This is a genomic window from Pseudomonas sp. LB1P83 (assembly GCF_054897885.1).
On sequence record NZ_CM142709.1, the window covers coordinates 364,402 to 378,235 of the forward strand.

Consider the following 13,834-nt stretch of genomic DNA (forward strand, 5'->3'; position numbering starts at 1 on the left):
GGCCCTATCGCGGGCAAGCCCGCTCCCACAGGAAATGCGCAAGACCTGTGGGAGCGAGCCTGCTCGCGATGGGGCCTTTGAATCAGAAGGGTATTTTATGGTTATACAGTAACACTAAAAATGACCGTGAGATAAGCGCGGGAAGTCTACAGGGCTCTCTGATTCGCGCATCTCGCCTGTTTCACGATGAAGATGAGGTCGATTCAGTTTGCCGGGTGAGTCGCGAAAACAGCACGCGATCCAGCACCCAAACCACCACCAACGAAGCACCCACCAACGGAAACGCCACGGCCAGGGCGAACATGATGACCATCGCGGTTTTCCATTTCGGCAAGTCGTGGCGCAGCGGCGGAACACCGAACTTGCCTTGCGGACGACGCTTCCACCAGATCACCACGCCGCTGACCGCGCTGAACAGAATCATCAGGCAGATCAGCAGCACGATGATCTGGTTGAACACGCCGAACATCTTGCCTTCGTGCAACATCACGCCGGTTTCCGTGGCGCGGGCCACGGTGCCGTATTGCTCCCAGCGCACATCGGCAAGCACATCGCCGGTGTACTGATCGACATGCAACGTGGCGTCGTTACGCGGGTCGTCGGCAAACACGGCGATGGTGAACACGCCCGTCTCGGTGGTCGGCAAGGTGATGCTGTAACCCGGTTCGACCTTGCGTTGCACGGCGATGTTCTGCACGTCTTGCAGGCTGATGGTCGGTGCGGCGGGGCCAGCTTGTGCGCCGTTGTGAGCCATGTGTTCGGCGTGGTCGCCGGACATCGGCATCGGCGTGTTTTCCATGGCCCAGGGCACGGTCTGGCGGGTGGCGGTGTTGAGGCTGCGGGCCTCGACGTCGGACTTGGGCACGTTGTCCCACATCGCCGCCGGGAACACGTTCCACACCTGCGCGTATTTCTGGCCCCAGAACCCCGTCCAGGTCATGCCGCTGAGCAGCATCACCAGCAGCAACGATGCGCCCCAGAAGCCAGTGACGGCATGCAAATCGCGCCATAACACCCGACCGCGACTGGTCAGGCGCGGCCACAAAATACCCGCGGCCTGGCCACGCGGCCACCACAGGAACACGCCGGAAACCACCAGCACCACGCCCCAGCCAGCGGCCAGCTCGACCAGTCGATCACCGACGGTGCCGATCATCAATTCGCCGTGAATCGCTCGCGCCACCGCTTGCAGATTCTTCTTGGCGTCTTGCTCGCCGAGGATGTCGCCCTGGTAGGGGTCGACGAACACGTTAAGCTCGTTACCGCCATTGATCACCACAAACTGAGCACTGCGCTCGGCGTTGACCGGCGGCAGGTACTGTTTGATCGTGGCTTGTGGATACGCCTGTTTCACCCGCTTGAGCAGGTCGTCGGCCGGGACGCTGTGATGCCCGGCCGGGACGTTCATCAAGCTGCCGTACATCAACGGATCGAGTTGCGGCTTGAACAGGTAAATGACGCCGGTCAGGGCCAGCATCACCATGAATGGCGCGACGAACAGACCGGCATAGAAATGCCAGCGCCAGGCCAGGTTGTAGAAATTCACTTTGGGCTGTTTCATCACGTGTGCTCCGCTTTGGCTTGGTTCTTTTGTTGTTGTCTGTGGGACTGCTGCGCAGTCATTCGCGGGCAAGCCTCGCTCCTACAGGAGTTGTGTCGTTCGCATCGTTTGTGATCGACGCGAATAATGTAGGAGCGATGCTTGCTCGCGATGCTTTTAGAAGCTCATATCCACCTTGGTCCAGAGCGTTCGCCCCGGTTCTTTTATGGCCTGCGGGTCATTGGCCGGGTAGCCAAAACCGGCGTTGCCGGCCAGGTTCAAATGCTCGGCGTACGCCTTGCCGAACAGGTTGTCGACGCCACTGCTGACCTTCCAGTTTTTGTTGATCCGATAGGCACCATTGAGCGAGAACACGCCAAAACCTGAGGTCTTGTCGAAGTCCTTGCCGACCACGTTGCCCTTGTTCTGGTCGATGCGGTTTTGCGCCGCGACCACGCGCCACAAGGCCCCGGCGCTCCAGTTGTCTTCGCTGTAGGTCAGGCCGAAGCGCGCGTCCAGCGGCGGCATTTGCGGCAATGCGTTGCCGTCGCTGCTGTTCTTGCCCCAGGCGTAGGCCAGGGTCGCGTCGGTTTTCCAGTTGGAGGTCAATTGGTAAGCCGCGCCGAGTTCGCCGCCCATGATTCGCGCGTCGATGTTCTGAGCCTGGGAGGTGGTGCCCATCATCGTCGGGGTGTAGTTGAACAAGATGTAATCGCGCACCTGGCCGACATAGCCCGAGGCCCAGGCTTCGAGGTCTTCAGTCTTGTATTGCAGGCCGAAATCGAGCTGGGTGGTTTTTTCAGGCTTGATCGAATCGAAGGCATTCACCGATCCGGCAGGGCCGGACTTGGGTGAAAACAGCTCCCAGTAATCCGGGAAACGCTGGGTGTGCCCGAGGCCCGCATACAACGTGGTCGGGCTGTCGGCCAGGTCATGCTCGTAGCGGACGAAGCCGCTCGGCAACGTGTCGGCGCGGGTGTCGTCGGCGGTCGGATTGGAGCGGGTCATCATCCCGGAACCGGTGGTCTGCCGATAATCCTTGGCCGAGGCGCGGTCCAGGCGTGCGCCGGTAATCAGCCGGTCACGTTCGGCGGCGTACCAGGTCAATTCGCTGAACACACCGTAGTTATGGAAGTCGGCATCCTTGGTGTACGGCAGGTCCTTGTAGGTATCGATGCCCATGCTGCCGCGTTGGCGATGTTCGTTGGTCTGCGCGTCGATGCCGCTGATCAGCTGCACATCGGCCCAGCGCCAGGTCGCTTTGATCCGCGCGCCTAGAGTCCGCCGGTCGACATTGGAGGCCATCGGGCCGGCCATCATCCCGGTGCCGGACGGCGTGCGCAGGGTGTAGTTGTCCATCACGTGGTCGGCGTAGTTGTAGTAGATCTGCGCTTCGACCTTGTCCAGCACGTCGCCGATATTGGACTTCTCGAACCGCAGGCCCAGGCTTTCACGCTTGAACTGCGAGCCGTCCATGCCGCGCCCGGCGTAACGCGCTTCGCCATCGCCCTTGCCGGCGGTCAGTTCCAGCAAAGTGTCGGCGTCGGGCGTCCAGCCGAGCACCACGTCGCCGTTCCATTTGTCGTAGCGCGACGGCACGGTGTCGTTGTTGCCGTCCTTGTAGTCATCGGCGTGCGCGGTGTTGCCGATTACGCGCACGTAACCCAACGGTCCGCCAGCCGCGGCGTCCACCACTTTGTCAAAACGGCCGTTGGAGCCGGCCAGTACACTGGCGTTCACGCGCGTACCGAGTTCGCCGAAGCTTTCCGGCTCACGGTCGAAAAGGATGGTGCCCGCCGATGCTCCCGGTCCCCACAGCACGGTTTGCGGACCTTTGATGACGGTGAGTTTGTCGTAGGTTTCCGGCGATATGTAGGAGGTGGGTGCGTCCATCCGGCCAGGGCAGGCGCCGAGCAACTGGCCGCCGTTGGTGAGGATGTTCAGTCGTGAACCGAACATGCCGCGCAGCACCGGATCACCGTTGGTACCGCCGTTGCGTACCAGGGCAAAGCCGGGGATGGTTTTCAGGTAGTCACCACCGTCGCTGGCCGGAACCGGTTGGCGCGGGTCCTTGGGGGTGGTGACGATGGTCAGCGGCGAACTCGGCGCGATGGCGGTGATCACCGTCGGGCTCAGTTCTTCACTGTGGCCCGCGTGTTCGTTGGCCAACACCTGGGGTGTCAGCAATGCGCCGCAAAGGACGGCGGTGGCGTGCCTGAAACGAATACTCGATTCGTTCGGGGCAAAAAAAGCTTGGGCAGCGCTCAAGCGTGTGTCAGCAGCAAACCTGGACATGACAATTTCCATCGAACAGTCGTAAACGACACGGCCGGCAGCCTGTGGCTGTCTTCGAAACCGTGTGAACTCAGAGGTGCGTGTTTACGCGACGATGGGGGGCGCGCGGGTTCGGGCGCCGGGAAAAAAGGTTTGCCGGGCATGGCCCAGGCGAGGGGAGGGTGTGGTGAAGGTGGTGGCTGTCGGCGTGTCAAATGCGGCGAAGGACTGGCCGCCGGTCAGTGCCGGGCAATTGAACAACAGGCTGCAATAACCGCATTTCTCCCAGAGCGCATGGTGCGAGGCTTTGGGCGGGCAGTGCTCGGCGGCGGGTTGCGCGCCGTGGTCGGCGTGCTCCATGGCCGACATGTCCATGCTCATGTCCATCGACATGTTCATCGACATCGACGAGGCGCGTTGATCCATCGGCATCGACTGAGAAATCAGCGGGCCGATAAAGATCATCAGCATGGCGAACAGGCTGATCCAGCTGCCGTGCGTCAGACTCGACGACTGACGACGGTGTGCGGATGACCTGGCGCTAAGCGGGCGCATGGCGTTTTCTGCTCAGTCGATTACTGGGCGTGGGCGTGCATCTGCGAGTCTTCCGGCGGCTTCTTCTGCACCGAGACTTCGACCGTCAAATCTCCGGACTTTTCGAAGTGCAGGGTCAGCGGGAAGCGCTTGCCGTCGCTCAGCAGGCTGCGGTCTTTCAACTCCAGCAGCATCACGTGATAGGCCATCGGCGCAAACGTGACATTGCCACCGGCAGGAACATCGACGTTCGGCACTTGCTGCATTTTCATCAGATCGTTTTGCATGACGTGCTCATGCAATTGAGCAATACCTGCAATCGGCGAGTCGACGCTGAGCAGGCGGTCAGCGGTTTTGCCTGGGTTCTGAATGACAAAATAGGCCGCTACGGTTGGCGCGTTCGGCGGCAACTCCTGCGACCACGGGTGAGCGATTTCCAGTTCGCCCGCCTTGTATTCGTGGGCATTGGCAAAGCAGGCAGGCAGCAGCAACGCAGCCAGAACGATGAGTTTGTTCAACATGGCGGTTCTCCAGAGCGATTCAAGACGCAGGTCAATTGCGAGAAGGAATCACACCAGAGGGGAAGCTCGGGGGTTGAGGCTCGGCCATTGCTGGCGCGGGGTGGGCATATCGAGAGAGGCGGCAGGCACGCTTCGATTGGCCTCGAAACGGGCGAAATACAGCTGCGGCACATGCCCGGGCAACGCCACCAGCGGTGCGGAGCCAGAGCAGCACCAGCAATGCTGCATGTTGGAATGATCGTCGCTCTGCGGGGCTTTCTGCTCGAGGTCGCCCAGGGAAATCGCCACCATCTTCGTGCCGCTGGACGTACAGAAACTGCCCCACAACAATTGCTCGGCGGGTGATTTCGCCGACTGCGCCATGGCTCCGGTCATCGGCATGGCGAGCATGTTGAACAGCACTGCGAAGCAGGCGATCCAGGCAATTGCGAGCCGTTGTCGGGACATGGGGAAAAATCCGTTGGGTGGGCGATCAGGCGCGGCTATTTAGCCTGATCAGGGCCGATAAGTAAAAAAGCGGTGTGCGGTGTGGTGTCGCAGGAAAAACAATTTGTTTTTCGTTCCATCAGTGCGCACGTACCGCATGCACTTGCATATCTACCCCAAGCGTAGCGCGAATTACGGCAAATATCGCAGCCAGGTTATCCATGCTCGGGTTGCCTTTGGCAGACAACATTCGATGGAGACTTTTGCTTGGTTTTGCTGTTTCCTTCGCCAGCTCTTCAAAACCAACGGTGGCGTTGACGAGATCGCGCAAAATGATCCTGGCCATTTCAGGTTCACCATTAAGAAACAGAGTAGCAGCCTCATCCAACAATGCCTGAGCGAACTCGGGGTCTCGCTGGGCACGCTCGGCGATGGTGTGTTTGTAGCTTCGGGTGAGCGCCATGACTTTATCTCCGGGTTCGTTCAGCTTTCTTGCGGGTTCTAAATTCAGCTATCAGTGCTTTTGCCTGTTTGATGTCCGCCTTTTGGGTGGACTTATCGCCTCCACCAAAAAGGATGATCAGGCGTTTTCCCTCTTGTATAAGATAGATTCTGTAGCCTGGGCCCCAATTTATTCGGTATTCGCCAAGGCCTTCAAGCCACTTGATATTGGAAGTATTGCCCAGCTCCAGTCGGACCAAGGCAGTAGATACCTTAAACGCTGCCTGCTTATTTAAGGTGGAAAACCAACGTCCAAAGGGGCTTGTTTCGTTTTCCTGCAAATATTCTTCGAGTGTGATCACAGACGGCCCTGAAGGTAACAAATAGGTTACTTATCATGCAAGCCAGCGATCCTGCCTTATTGAACAAAGGTGGCCAACGCATCAAGTGTTTCTTGAAGCGTCAGTAGCTCCCGATCCACCCCCGGCAACGCCGGCCGCTGCAACACAATCACCGGCACCCCGCATTCCCGCGCCACTTCAAGCTTCGGTTCGGTCGCCGTACTGCCGCTGTTCTTGCTGATCAGCACATCAATCTGCCGACGCTCAAACAGCTCACGTTCATCCTCAATCAAAAACGGCCCTCGTGCGCCGATGACTTCGCTGCGTTCGTTGCCGGGGTAAACGTCCAGTGCGCGCAACGTCCAGAATTGCTCCGGCGGGATTTCATGCAGGTGCTGCAACGGTTCGCGGCCGAGGGTGAACAGCGGGCGGCGGAAGGGTTTCAGGGCTTCGATCAGTTCGGCCCAACCGCTGACCTCCCGCCAGTCGTCCCCGGCTTGTGGCTGCCAGGCAGGGCGGCGCAACGCCCAACAGGCGATGCCACTCAGCTGCGCGGCGGTCGTGGCGTTGTGACTGATTTGTGCGGCGTAGGGATGGGTCGCGTCCAGCAGCAGGTCGATACCTTCATCGCGAATGAACTGCGCCAGGCCTTCGGCACCGCCGTAACCGCCGACGCGCACCTGGCAGTTCAGGTCCGTCGGCACTCGGCCGACACCGGCCAGGCTGTAGATGTGTTCCGGCCCCAGCGTGCGGGCGATGGCCAAGGCTTCCGTCACGCCGCCCAGCAGCAAAATGCGCTTCATTGAAAAGCTCCTGCATGGCCGACAATCCCGCCCTGGCGATCGATGGCAAACACTTCAACCTGAACCTGCGCCGGCACCACGCTGCGGGCGAAGTCCAACGCGTGCTGACACACCGCATCACCGAGGGCGATGCCCGCCGCGCTGGCCATCGCCAAGGCTTGCTGGCTGGTATTGGCCTCGCGAATGCCTAGCTGCAACGCCTCATCGGCGCCAATCGCAGCGGCCCATTCAGCCAGTTGCGGCAGGTCGATGCTGGAATGCCGACTGTGTAAATCCATGTGCCCGGCAGCCAGTTTGCTGATCTTGCCGAAGCCACCGCAGAGGCTGAGTTTTTCCACGGGCACTTTGCGCAAGTGTTTGAGGACAGCACCGACGAAGTCGCCCATTTCGATCAGGGCGATTTCCGGCAGGTCGTAGACGCGGCGCATGGTGTCTTCGCTGGCGTTGCCGGTACATGCGGCGATGTGCAGGTAACCGTTGGTTTTGGCGACGTCGATGCCCTGGTGGATCGAGGCGATGTACGCCGCGCAGGAAAACGGCCGGACGATGCCGCTGGTGCCGAGGATCGACAGACCGCCAAGAATGCCCAGTCGCGGGTTCATGGTTTTCAGCGCCAGTGCTTCGCCGTCCTCGACATTGACCGTGACCTCGAAGCCGCCGCCGTAGCCGAGTTCTTCGGCCAGCAATGTCAGGTGTTCGGTGATCATTTTGCGCGGCACCGGGTTGATCGCCGGCTCGCCAACACCCAGCACCAGCCCCGGCCGGGTGACCGTGCCGACGCCGCGACCGGCACTGAAGCGAACGCCCGGCGCGTCACTCAATCGCACTTGGGAATACAGCAGCGCGCCATGGGTCACGTCCGGGTCATCCCCGGCATCTTTGATCGTCCCGGCTTCGGCGCCGTCGTCGATCAGTCGGCAGAACTCCAGGCGCATCTGCACCTGCTTGCCCTTGGGCAGAACGATTTCCACGGCGTCTGCGCTCATTCCGCTCAACAACAAACGGGCCGCCGCCAGACTGGTCGCGGTGGCGCAGCTGCCCGTGGTCAGGCCGCTGCGCAGCGGGGCGGGTTGTTCGGCGGTTTCGTCACGCATCGAAGGGCTTCGTCACGTCCAGCAAAGTAATCGGCAACGCCTGACGCCAGGTGTCGAACTCCCCCAGCGGCTGGGCCTGAGCGACGTGAATGCGGGTCAGCTCACCACCGTGGCGTTCGCGCCAGGCCATCAGGGTTACTTCGCTTTGCAATGTGACTGCGTTGGCGATCAGTCGGCCGCCGGGGTTGAGTTGCGCCCAGCAGGTGTCCAGCACGCCGTCGCGGGTGACCCCGCCGCCGATAAAGATCGCGTCCGGACGTTCAAGCCCGGCCAGGGCCTGCGGCGCACTGCCGCGAATCAGCTGTAAACCGGGCACGCCGAGGGTATCGCGGTTGTGTTCGATCAGCTGTTGTCGACCTTCATCGGCTTCGATCGCCAGCGCGCGGCAACCGGGGTGAGTGCGCATCCATTCGATGCCGATCGAGCCGCTGCCGGCGCCGACATCCCACAGCAGTTCGCCGGGGACCGGGGCGAGGCGCGCAAGGGTGATCGCACGGACGTCGCGTTTGGTCAGTTGACCGTCGTGCTTAAAGGCCGAGTCCGGCAGGCCGGCCAGTCGCGAGAGACGTGGCGTGTTCGGCTCGGCAATGCACTCGATGGCGATCAGGTTCAGATCGGCGCCCGCTGGCGTGTTCCAGTCATTAGCCACACCATCGATGCGTCGTTCGGCTGTGCCGCCCAGATGCTCCAGCACGCTGAGACGGCTCAGACCGAAACCGCGCTCACGCAGCAGTGCCGCAATGGCGGCCGGGCTTTGGCCATCGTTGCTCAGGACCAGTAAACGCACGCCGCTGAACAACTGCGCGTTGAGTGCGGCGATGGGTCGGGCAACCACCGAAAGCGTCACCACCTCCTGCAACGGCCAACCCATTCGCGCCGCAGCAAGCGAACAAGAGGAGGGCGCCGGCAGGACCAGCATTTCATCACTGGGCACTTGCCGGGCAAGGCTGGCACCGACGCCAAAGAACATCGGATCACCGCTGGCCAGCACGCAGACCGGTTCGCCACGCAGCGCGAGCAAAGGTTCGAGGGAAAACGGACTGGGCCACAACTGCCGCTCGCCATGGATGCAGGCCGGCAGCAAATCCAGTTGTCGCTGACCGCCAACGATCCGCGAAGCACGCAACAGGGCGTGCCGGGCGTTTTTGCCCAGGCCCTTGAAGCCGTCTTCGCCGATTCCCACTACTGTCAGCCAGGGTGACATCTGTAGCCCTCAAATAGTCTTCAAACGAGCTGTTCCGACGGGCAGGCTTTTCATGCCGTCGAACAAAGCAGGCATAATACCGCGCCTTCGCCCGCGAAGCGTCTTTCCCCATAGCCGGTCGCCCCCTTGAACGAACGCCCGATGTCCTCAGCCTTACGCCCCTCGGCCTGCCCGGGGTTGCTGCGTATTGTCCAGGCGCTGGATGGCGGCATCTGCCGAATCAAGCTCAATGGCGGTTCGATCAGCGCGGCTCAGGCCGAAGCAGTGGCCAATGCCGCCGGGCGTTTCGCTGGCGGGGTGATCGAGGCAACCAACCGTGCCAACCTGCAAATTCGCGGGATCGGCAGTGAGCACGGCGCGTTGATCGACAGCCTGATGGCGGCGGGTCTCGGCCCGACCAGCGCGGCGGGCGACGATGTGCGCAATCTGATGCTCAGCCCCGGCGCCGGCATTGATCAGCAGATGCTGATCGATACGCGCCCACTGGCCGAACAGATTCTCACCACGCTGCAAAGCGACGAACGCTTTCACGACCTCAGCGCCAAGTTCGCCGTGCAACTGGATGGCGGTGAAGGTCTGGCAATGCTCGAACACCCTCATGACCTTTGGTTGTCCGCTGCTGAACGAGACGGAGAGCAGGTGTTTGCCTTCGGTCTGGCGGGTTGCCTTGTCGACCCGCCCGTCGGTGCGGTGTTGCTGGAGCAGGGCCATGCATTGGTGGTCGCGGTGCTGGAGTTGTTCCTGGAATTGGCGCGCCCCGAGCAGACCCGCATGCGGCACCTGCTCGCCGAGTGTTCGCTCGACGCGTTTCTTGCGCGCCTCGCCGAGCGTGTGCCGTTGATGTCTATTGAGGCTTGGCAGCGCAACGCAAATCCAAATGTGCTGCACATCGGCGCCTATCCACAACGTGACACCGGCCGTATGTACATCGGCGCAGTGCCGCCGCTGGGCCGCCTGAATCCGGCGATGCTCAGGGGCGCCGCGCAACTGGCCCGCGAACAGGGCGACGGCACTCTGCGGTTCACGCCTTGGCAAAGCCTGTTATTGCCCGGTGTCTTTGGCGACGATGCGCCTCACGTTATCCACAGCCTTGAACACCTCGGCCTGCGTTGCTCGGCCGACGATGCCCTGGCGCACCTCATCGCCTGCACCGGCTCGACGGGCTGTGGCAAAGGCCTGGCCGACACCAAGGGCGATGCCCGACAACTGGCGGCGCTGCTGCAACGCCACGGCCAGACCCTGAACGTGCACCTGTCCGGCTGCCAGCGTTCCTGCGCGGCCGCGCACATCGCGCCGGTCACTTTACTGGCGGTTTCTCCCGGTCACTACGATCTCTATTTTCGCGATGCAGCGCAGCCGGGTTTTGGCGCGTTGCACGCACGCAACCTTACTATTGAAGCGGTCGCGGCCTTGCTCGACGCCCGCTCACGGAGCCCCCTTGATGCTTGATTACATCCGCGACGGTCAGGAGATCTATCGCAACTCCTTCGCGATCATTCGTGCCGAGGCCAACCTCGAGCGAATCCCCTCCGACCTGGAAAAACTCGCGGTGCGGGTAATCCACGCCTGCGGCATGGTCGATGCCATCGACGGGCTGCAATTTTCCGTCGGCGCGGGCAAGGCCGGGCGTGAGGCGCTGGCCGCCGGCGCGCCGATTCTGTGCGACGCGCGGATGGTCAGCGAAGGCGTGACTCGCACGCGTTTGCCGGCCAACAACCAGGTGATCTGCACCCTGCGCGATGAAAGCGTTCCGGAACTGGCACGTGAGCTGGGCAACACCCGTTCCGCCGCCGCGCTGGAATTGTGGCGTCCGCACCTGGAAGGCAGCGTGGTGGTGATCGGCAACGCGCCGACCGCTTTGTTTTATCTTTTGGAAATGCTCGATGCCGGCGCACCGAAACCGGCGTTGATCCTCGGCTTCCCGGTCGGCTTCGTCGGTGCCGCCGAATCCAAGGCAGCGCTGGCGGCAGACAGTCGTGGCGTGCCGTTTGTGATCATGCAAGGCCGGTTGGGCGGTAGTGCCATGGCCGCCGCCGCCGTCAACGCCCTCGCCACGGAGATCGAATGATGCAGTCACCTGGACGCTTGATTGGCCTGGGCGTGGGCCCCGGTGATCCGGAACTGATTACCGTCAAAGCCCTGCGCCTGCTGCGCGAATCGCCCGTGGTGGCGTACTTCGTCGCCAAGGGTAAAAAGGGCAACGCCTTCGGCATCATCGAAGCGCATTTGCAGGACGCGCAAACGCTGCTGCCGCTGGTGTATCCGGTGACCACCGAAGCGCTGCCGGCACCGCTGTCATACGAGCAAGTGATCAGCGATTTCTACGATGCGGCGGGTGAAGAACTCGCCTCGCATCTGGATGCCGGTCGTGACGTGGCCGTGATCTGCGAAGGCGACCCGTTCTTCTACGGCTCCTACATGTACTTGCACGACCGCCTGGCCGAACGCTACGAAGCCGAAGTCGTGCCGGGCGTGTGCTCGATGCTCGGCGGCGCTTCGGTACTGGGCGCGCCATTGGTGTATCGCAATCAGAGCCTGTCGGTGCTCTCCGGCGTGCTGCCTCACGAAGACCTCAAACGTCGGCTGGCCGATGCCGATGCGGCGGTGATCATGAAGCTGGGGCGTAACTTCCCCAAGGTCCGTCAGGTGCTCGAAGAACTTGGTCTGGCTGAGCGAGCGCTGTACGTCGAGCGCGCGACCATGGCCAATCAGAAAATCGTCCCGCTGGATCAGGTCGAACCGATGTCCTCGCCGTACTTCTCGTTGATCATCGTGCCCGGCGAACGGTGGCAAGGCTGATGGCCCGTCCAGTTCCGGCGATTGTCATTCTTGGCAATGGCAGCCTCGCGACCGCGCGCAAGATCCAGCAGGTCTACCCCGGCGCCTTGATCCATGGCCTCGCCGAACGGGTTGAGGGTGCGGACCGTGTCTATCACGAGTTCGGCGCGACCCTGCGCGAGTTCTATCAGCAAGACACGCCGATCATTGCCCTGTGTGCGGCGGGCATCGTGATCCGCACTTTGGCGCCGCTGCTGCTGGAAAAGGGCGCCGAACCACCGGTCCTGGCTGTGGCCGAAGACGGCAGCGCCGTGGTGCCGCTGCTGGGTGGACTCGGTGGCGTGAACGTCATGGCGCGGGAGATTGCTACCGGCCTCGAGGTTGCTGCGGCGATCACCACCAGCGGTGAATTGCGCTTCGGCACCTGCCTGCTCAATCCACCCAGCGGTTATGCCCTCGGCGACCTGGAACTGGGCAAGCGCTTCGTCTCGGATTTGCTCGCCGGCCAAAGCGTGCGCATCGAAGGCGTCGCGCCATGGCTGGCGCAAGCGCAGCTGCCGGAAGACCCGCAGGCGCAGTTGTCGATCCACGTCGGCAGTGCCGAACGCACGCCGGCGGCCAATGAATTGTTGATCTACCCGCGCAACGTGCTGGTGGCGGTAAACGTCGATGTGGCGGATTTGCCGAATGCGATTCGCGCGGCGTTGCATCAGGCGAACATCGCCGTGCAATCGCTGGCGTGTCTGCTGGCCAGCGATCTGCTCATGGCCAGTCCTGCGTTGCGCGAAGCGGCACTTGAGCTGGGCGTGCCGCTGCGGTTCGCTTCGGTCAGCGGTGGCGTCAGCGAGCTCGTCCGCCACACCTTGCCGAACGCTACCGTCGTGTCGGCGGATGCCGGCATCGCCATCGCGGTGGCCAGTCAGCCATTGGAGCTTGCACAGATCGGTCGCGCGCGCGGTCGTTTGGCCGTGATCGGCCTGGGCCCTGGTGCCGCCGAACTGATGGTGCCGGCGGTCAAGGCCGAACTGGTAGGCGCCAATGATGTGCTCGGTTATGAAACCTACGTGCGCATGGCCGGGCCGTTCCGCGATGATCAAGTGCTGCATTGCAGCGACAACCGCGAGGAAATGCAGCGCGCTCGTCACGCCTTCGAACTGGCGGCTCAAGGGCGGTCGGTGGTGGTGGTTTCGTCGGGGGATCCGGGCGTATTCGCCATGGCGGCGGCGGTGCTCGAAGCGTTGCACGAGTCGAGCGATCCAAGCTGGCACAGCGTTGATCTGGAGATTTTACCGGGCGTCTCTGCGTCCCTGGCAACGGCGGCTCAGGCCGGCGCGCCACTGGGCCATGACTTCTGCGTGATGTCGCTGTCGGACAACCTCAAACCATGGTCGATCATCGAGAAGCGGCTGGACCTGGCGTCTCAGGCCGACCTGGCGTTGGCGTTCTACAACCCGATCTCTCGCTCCCGTCCTTGGCAACTGGGCCGGGCACTGGAGATTGTCGGGCAGCACCGCACGGCTGAAACGCCGGTGGTGTTGGGGCGCGATATTGGTCGTCCAGGCCAGACGTTGCGTGTCACCACACTCGGTGAACTGACCCCCGATCAGGTCGACATGCGCACCATGGTGTTGATCGGCTCTTCCACCACCTGCGTATTCCCGCGTGCCGAGGGTGGTGAGTGGGTGTATACGCCTCGTTGGTACGGCGACAAGCCAACTTCGTAAATGTCGGCGGCCTCGTCCTGAGGTCGCTTTTATAACTGTCTGTCGTGAATGAGCAGGAAGTCTTTGCGGCAGACGGTTCGATGCCTTGATGTAAGTTGATGTTTGCTTTGACGCAAAGAGAACTGCCGCATTCGTTGGTGGTTGTCTTTTTGTT

Annotated in this window: 14 protein-coding genes; 4 read left to right on the top strand and 10 right to left on the bottom strand. The window is 62.0% G+C overall.

The window, feature by feature from the left end; translation table 11 throughout:
* Positions 1-181: 181 nt before the first annotated feature.
* The 10 genes from ACYZTY_RS01615 to cbiE form a co-directional block, all read right to left on the bottom strand.
* A complete protein-coding gene (locus ACYZTY_RS01615; RefSeq protein ID WP_461957035.1) occupies positions 182-1,561 on the bottom strand; it encodes a PepSY-associated TM helix domain-containing protein in 1,380 nt (459 codons plus the stop codon).
* A 156-nt stretch (positions 1,562-1,717) separates the two neighbouring features.
* Positions 1,718-3,835, bottom strand: coding sequence for a TonB-dependent copper receptor (locus ACYZTY_RS01620; protein ID WP_461957036.1), 2,118 nt, complete (start codon positions 3,833-3,835; stop codon positions 1,718-1,720).
* Positions 3,836-3,919: 84 nt separating this feature from the next.
* Positions 3,920-4,369 carry a DUF2946 domain-containing protein gene (locus ACYZTY_RS01625; RefSeq protein WP_461957037.1) on the bottom strand — a complete coding sequence of 150 codons (450 nt, stop codon included), beginning with the start codon at positions 4,367-4,369 and terminating at the stop codon, positions 3,920-3,922.
* A 20-nt stretch (positions 4,370-4,389) separates the two neighbouring features.
* On the bottom strand, positions 4,390-4,869 hold the full coding sequence (locus ACYZTY_RS01630; RefSeq protein WP_461957038.1) for a copper chaperone PCu(A)C: 480 nt from the start codon (positions 4,867-4,869) through the stop codon (positions 4,390-4,392).
* A gap of 48 nt (positions 4,870-4,917) precedes the next feature.
* Positions 4,918-5,316: a DUF2946 domain-containing protein gene (locus ACYZTY_RS01635; RefSeq protein ID WP_461957039.1), complete on the bottom strand. Its 399-nt coding sequence runs from the start codon at positions 5,314-5,316 to the stop codon at positions 4,918-4,920.
* 118 nt (positions 5,317-5,434) lie between these two features.
* On the bottom strand, positions 5,435-5,758 hold the full coding sequence (locus ACYZTY_RS01640; protein WP_131058881.1) for a helix-turn-helix domain-containing transcriptional regulator: 324 nt from the start codon (positions 5,756-5,758) through the stop codon (positions 5,435-5,437).
* A gap of 4 nt (positions 5,759-5,762) precedes the next feature.
* Positions 5,763-6,098 (bottom strand): type II toxin-antitoxin system RelE/ParE family toxin, encoded by a 336-nt coding sequence (locus ACYZTY_RS01645; protein ID WP_461957040.1) that lies wholly within the window; start codon positions 6,096-6,098, stop codon positions 5,763-5,765.
* Between the two features lie 56 nt (positions 6,099-6,154).
* Entirely contained in the window at positions 6,155-6,880 is a 726-nt protein-coding gene (locus ACYZTY_RS01650; protein ID WP_461957041.1) for a cobalt-precorrin-6A reductase, read from the bottom strand.
* Positions 6,877-7,974: a cobalt-precorrin-5B (C(1))-methyltransferase gene (locus tag ACYZTY_RS01655; protein ID WP_461957042.1), complete on the bottom strand. Its 1,098-nt coding sequence runs from the start codon at positions 7,972-7,974 to the stop codon at positions 6,877-6,879. The genes ACYZTY_RS01650 and ACYZTY_RS01655 overlap by 4 nt, the downstream gene beginning before the upstream one ends.
* A complete protein-coding gene (cbiE, locus tag ACYZTY_RS01660; RefSeq protein WP_461957043.1) occupies positions 7,967-9,178 on the bottom strand; it encodes a precorrin-6y C5,15-methyltransferase (decarboxylating) subunit CbiE in 1,212 nt (403 codons plus the stop codon). The genes ACYZTY_RS01655 and cbiE overlap by 8 nt, the downstream gene beginning before the upstream one ends.
* 141 nt (positions 9,179-9,319) lie before the next feature.
* Here cbiE and cobG point away from each other — a divergent pair, with 141 nt between their 5' ends.
* From cobG to cobJ, 4 genes are read left to right on the top strand one after another with little or no spacing between them, the layout of a single operon-like run.
* On the top strand, positions 9,320-10,627 hold the full coding sequence (gene cobG, locus ACYZTY_RS01665; RefSeq protein ID WP_461957044.1) for a precorrin-3B synthase: 1,308 nt from the start codon (positions 9,320-9,322) through the stop codon (positions 10,625-10,627).
* On the top strand, positions 10,620-11,246 hold the full coding sequence (locus ACYZTY_RS01670) for a precorrin-8X methylmutase (RefSeq protein ID WP_461957045.1): 627 nt from the start codon (positions 10,620-10,622) through the stop codon (positions 11,244-11,246). The genes cobG and ACYZTY_RS01670 overlap by 8 nt, the downstream gene beginning before the upstream one ends.
* On the top strand, positions 11,246-11,977 hold the full coding sequence (locus tag ACYZTY_RS01675) for a precorrin-2 C(20)-methyltransferase (RefSeq protein WP_461959233.1): 732 nt from the start codon (positions 11,246-11,248) through the stop codon (positions 11,975-11,977). Before ACYZTY_RS01670 ends, ACYZTY_RS01675 begins: the two co-directional genes overlap by 1 nt.
* Positions 11,977-13,680, top strand: coding sequence for a precorrin-3B C(17)-methyltransferase (gene cobJ / locus ACYZTY_RS01680; RefSeq protein WP_461957046.1), 1,704 nt, complete (start codon positions 11,977-11,979; stop codon positions 13,678-13,680). The genes ACYZTY_RS01675 and cobJ overlap by 1 nt, the downstream gene beginning before the upstream one ends.
* The last annotated feature ends 154 nt before the right edge of the window (positions 13,681-13,834 follow it).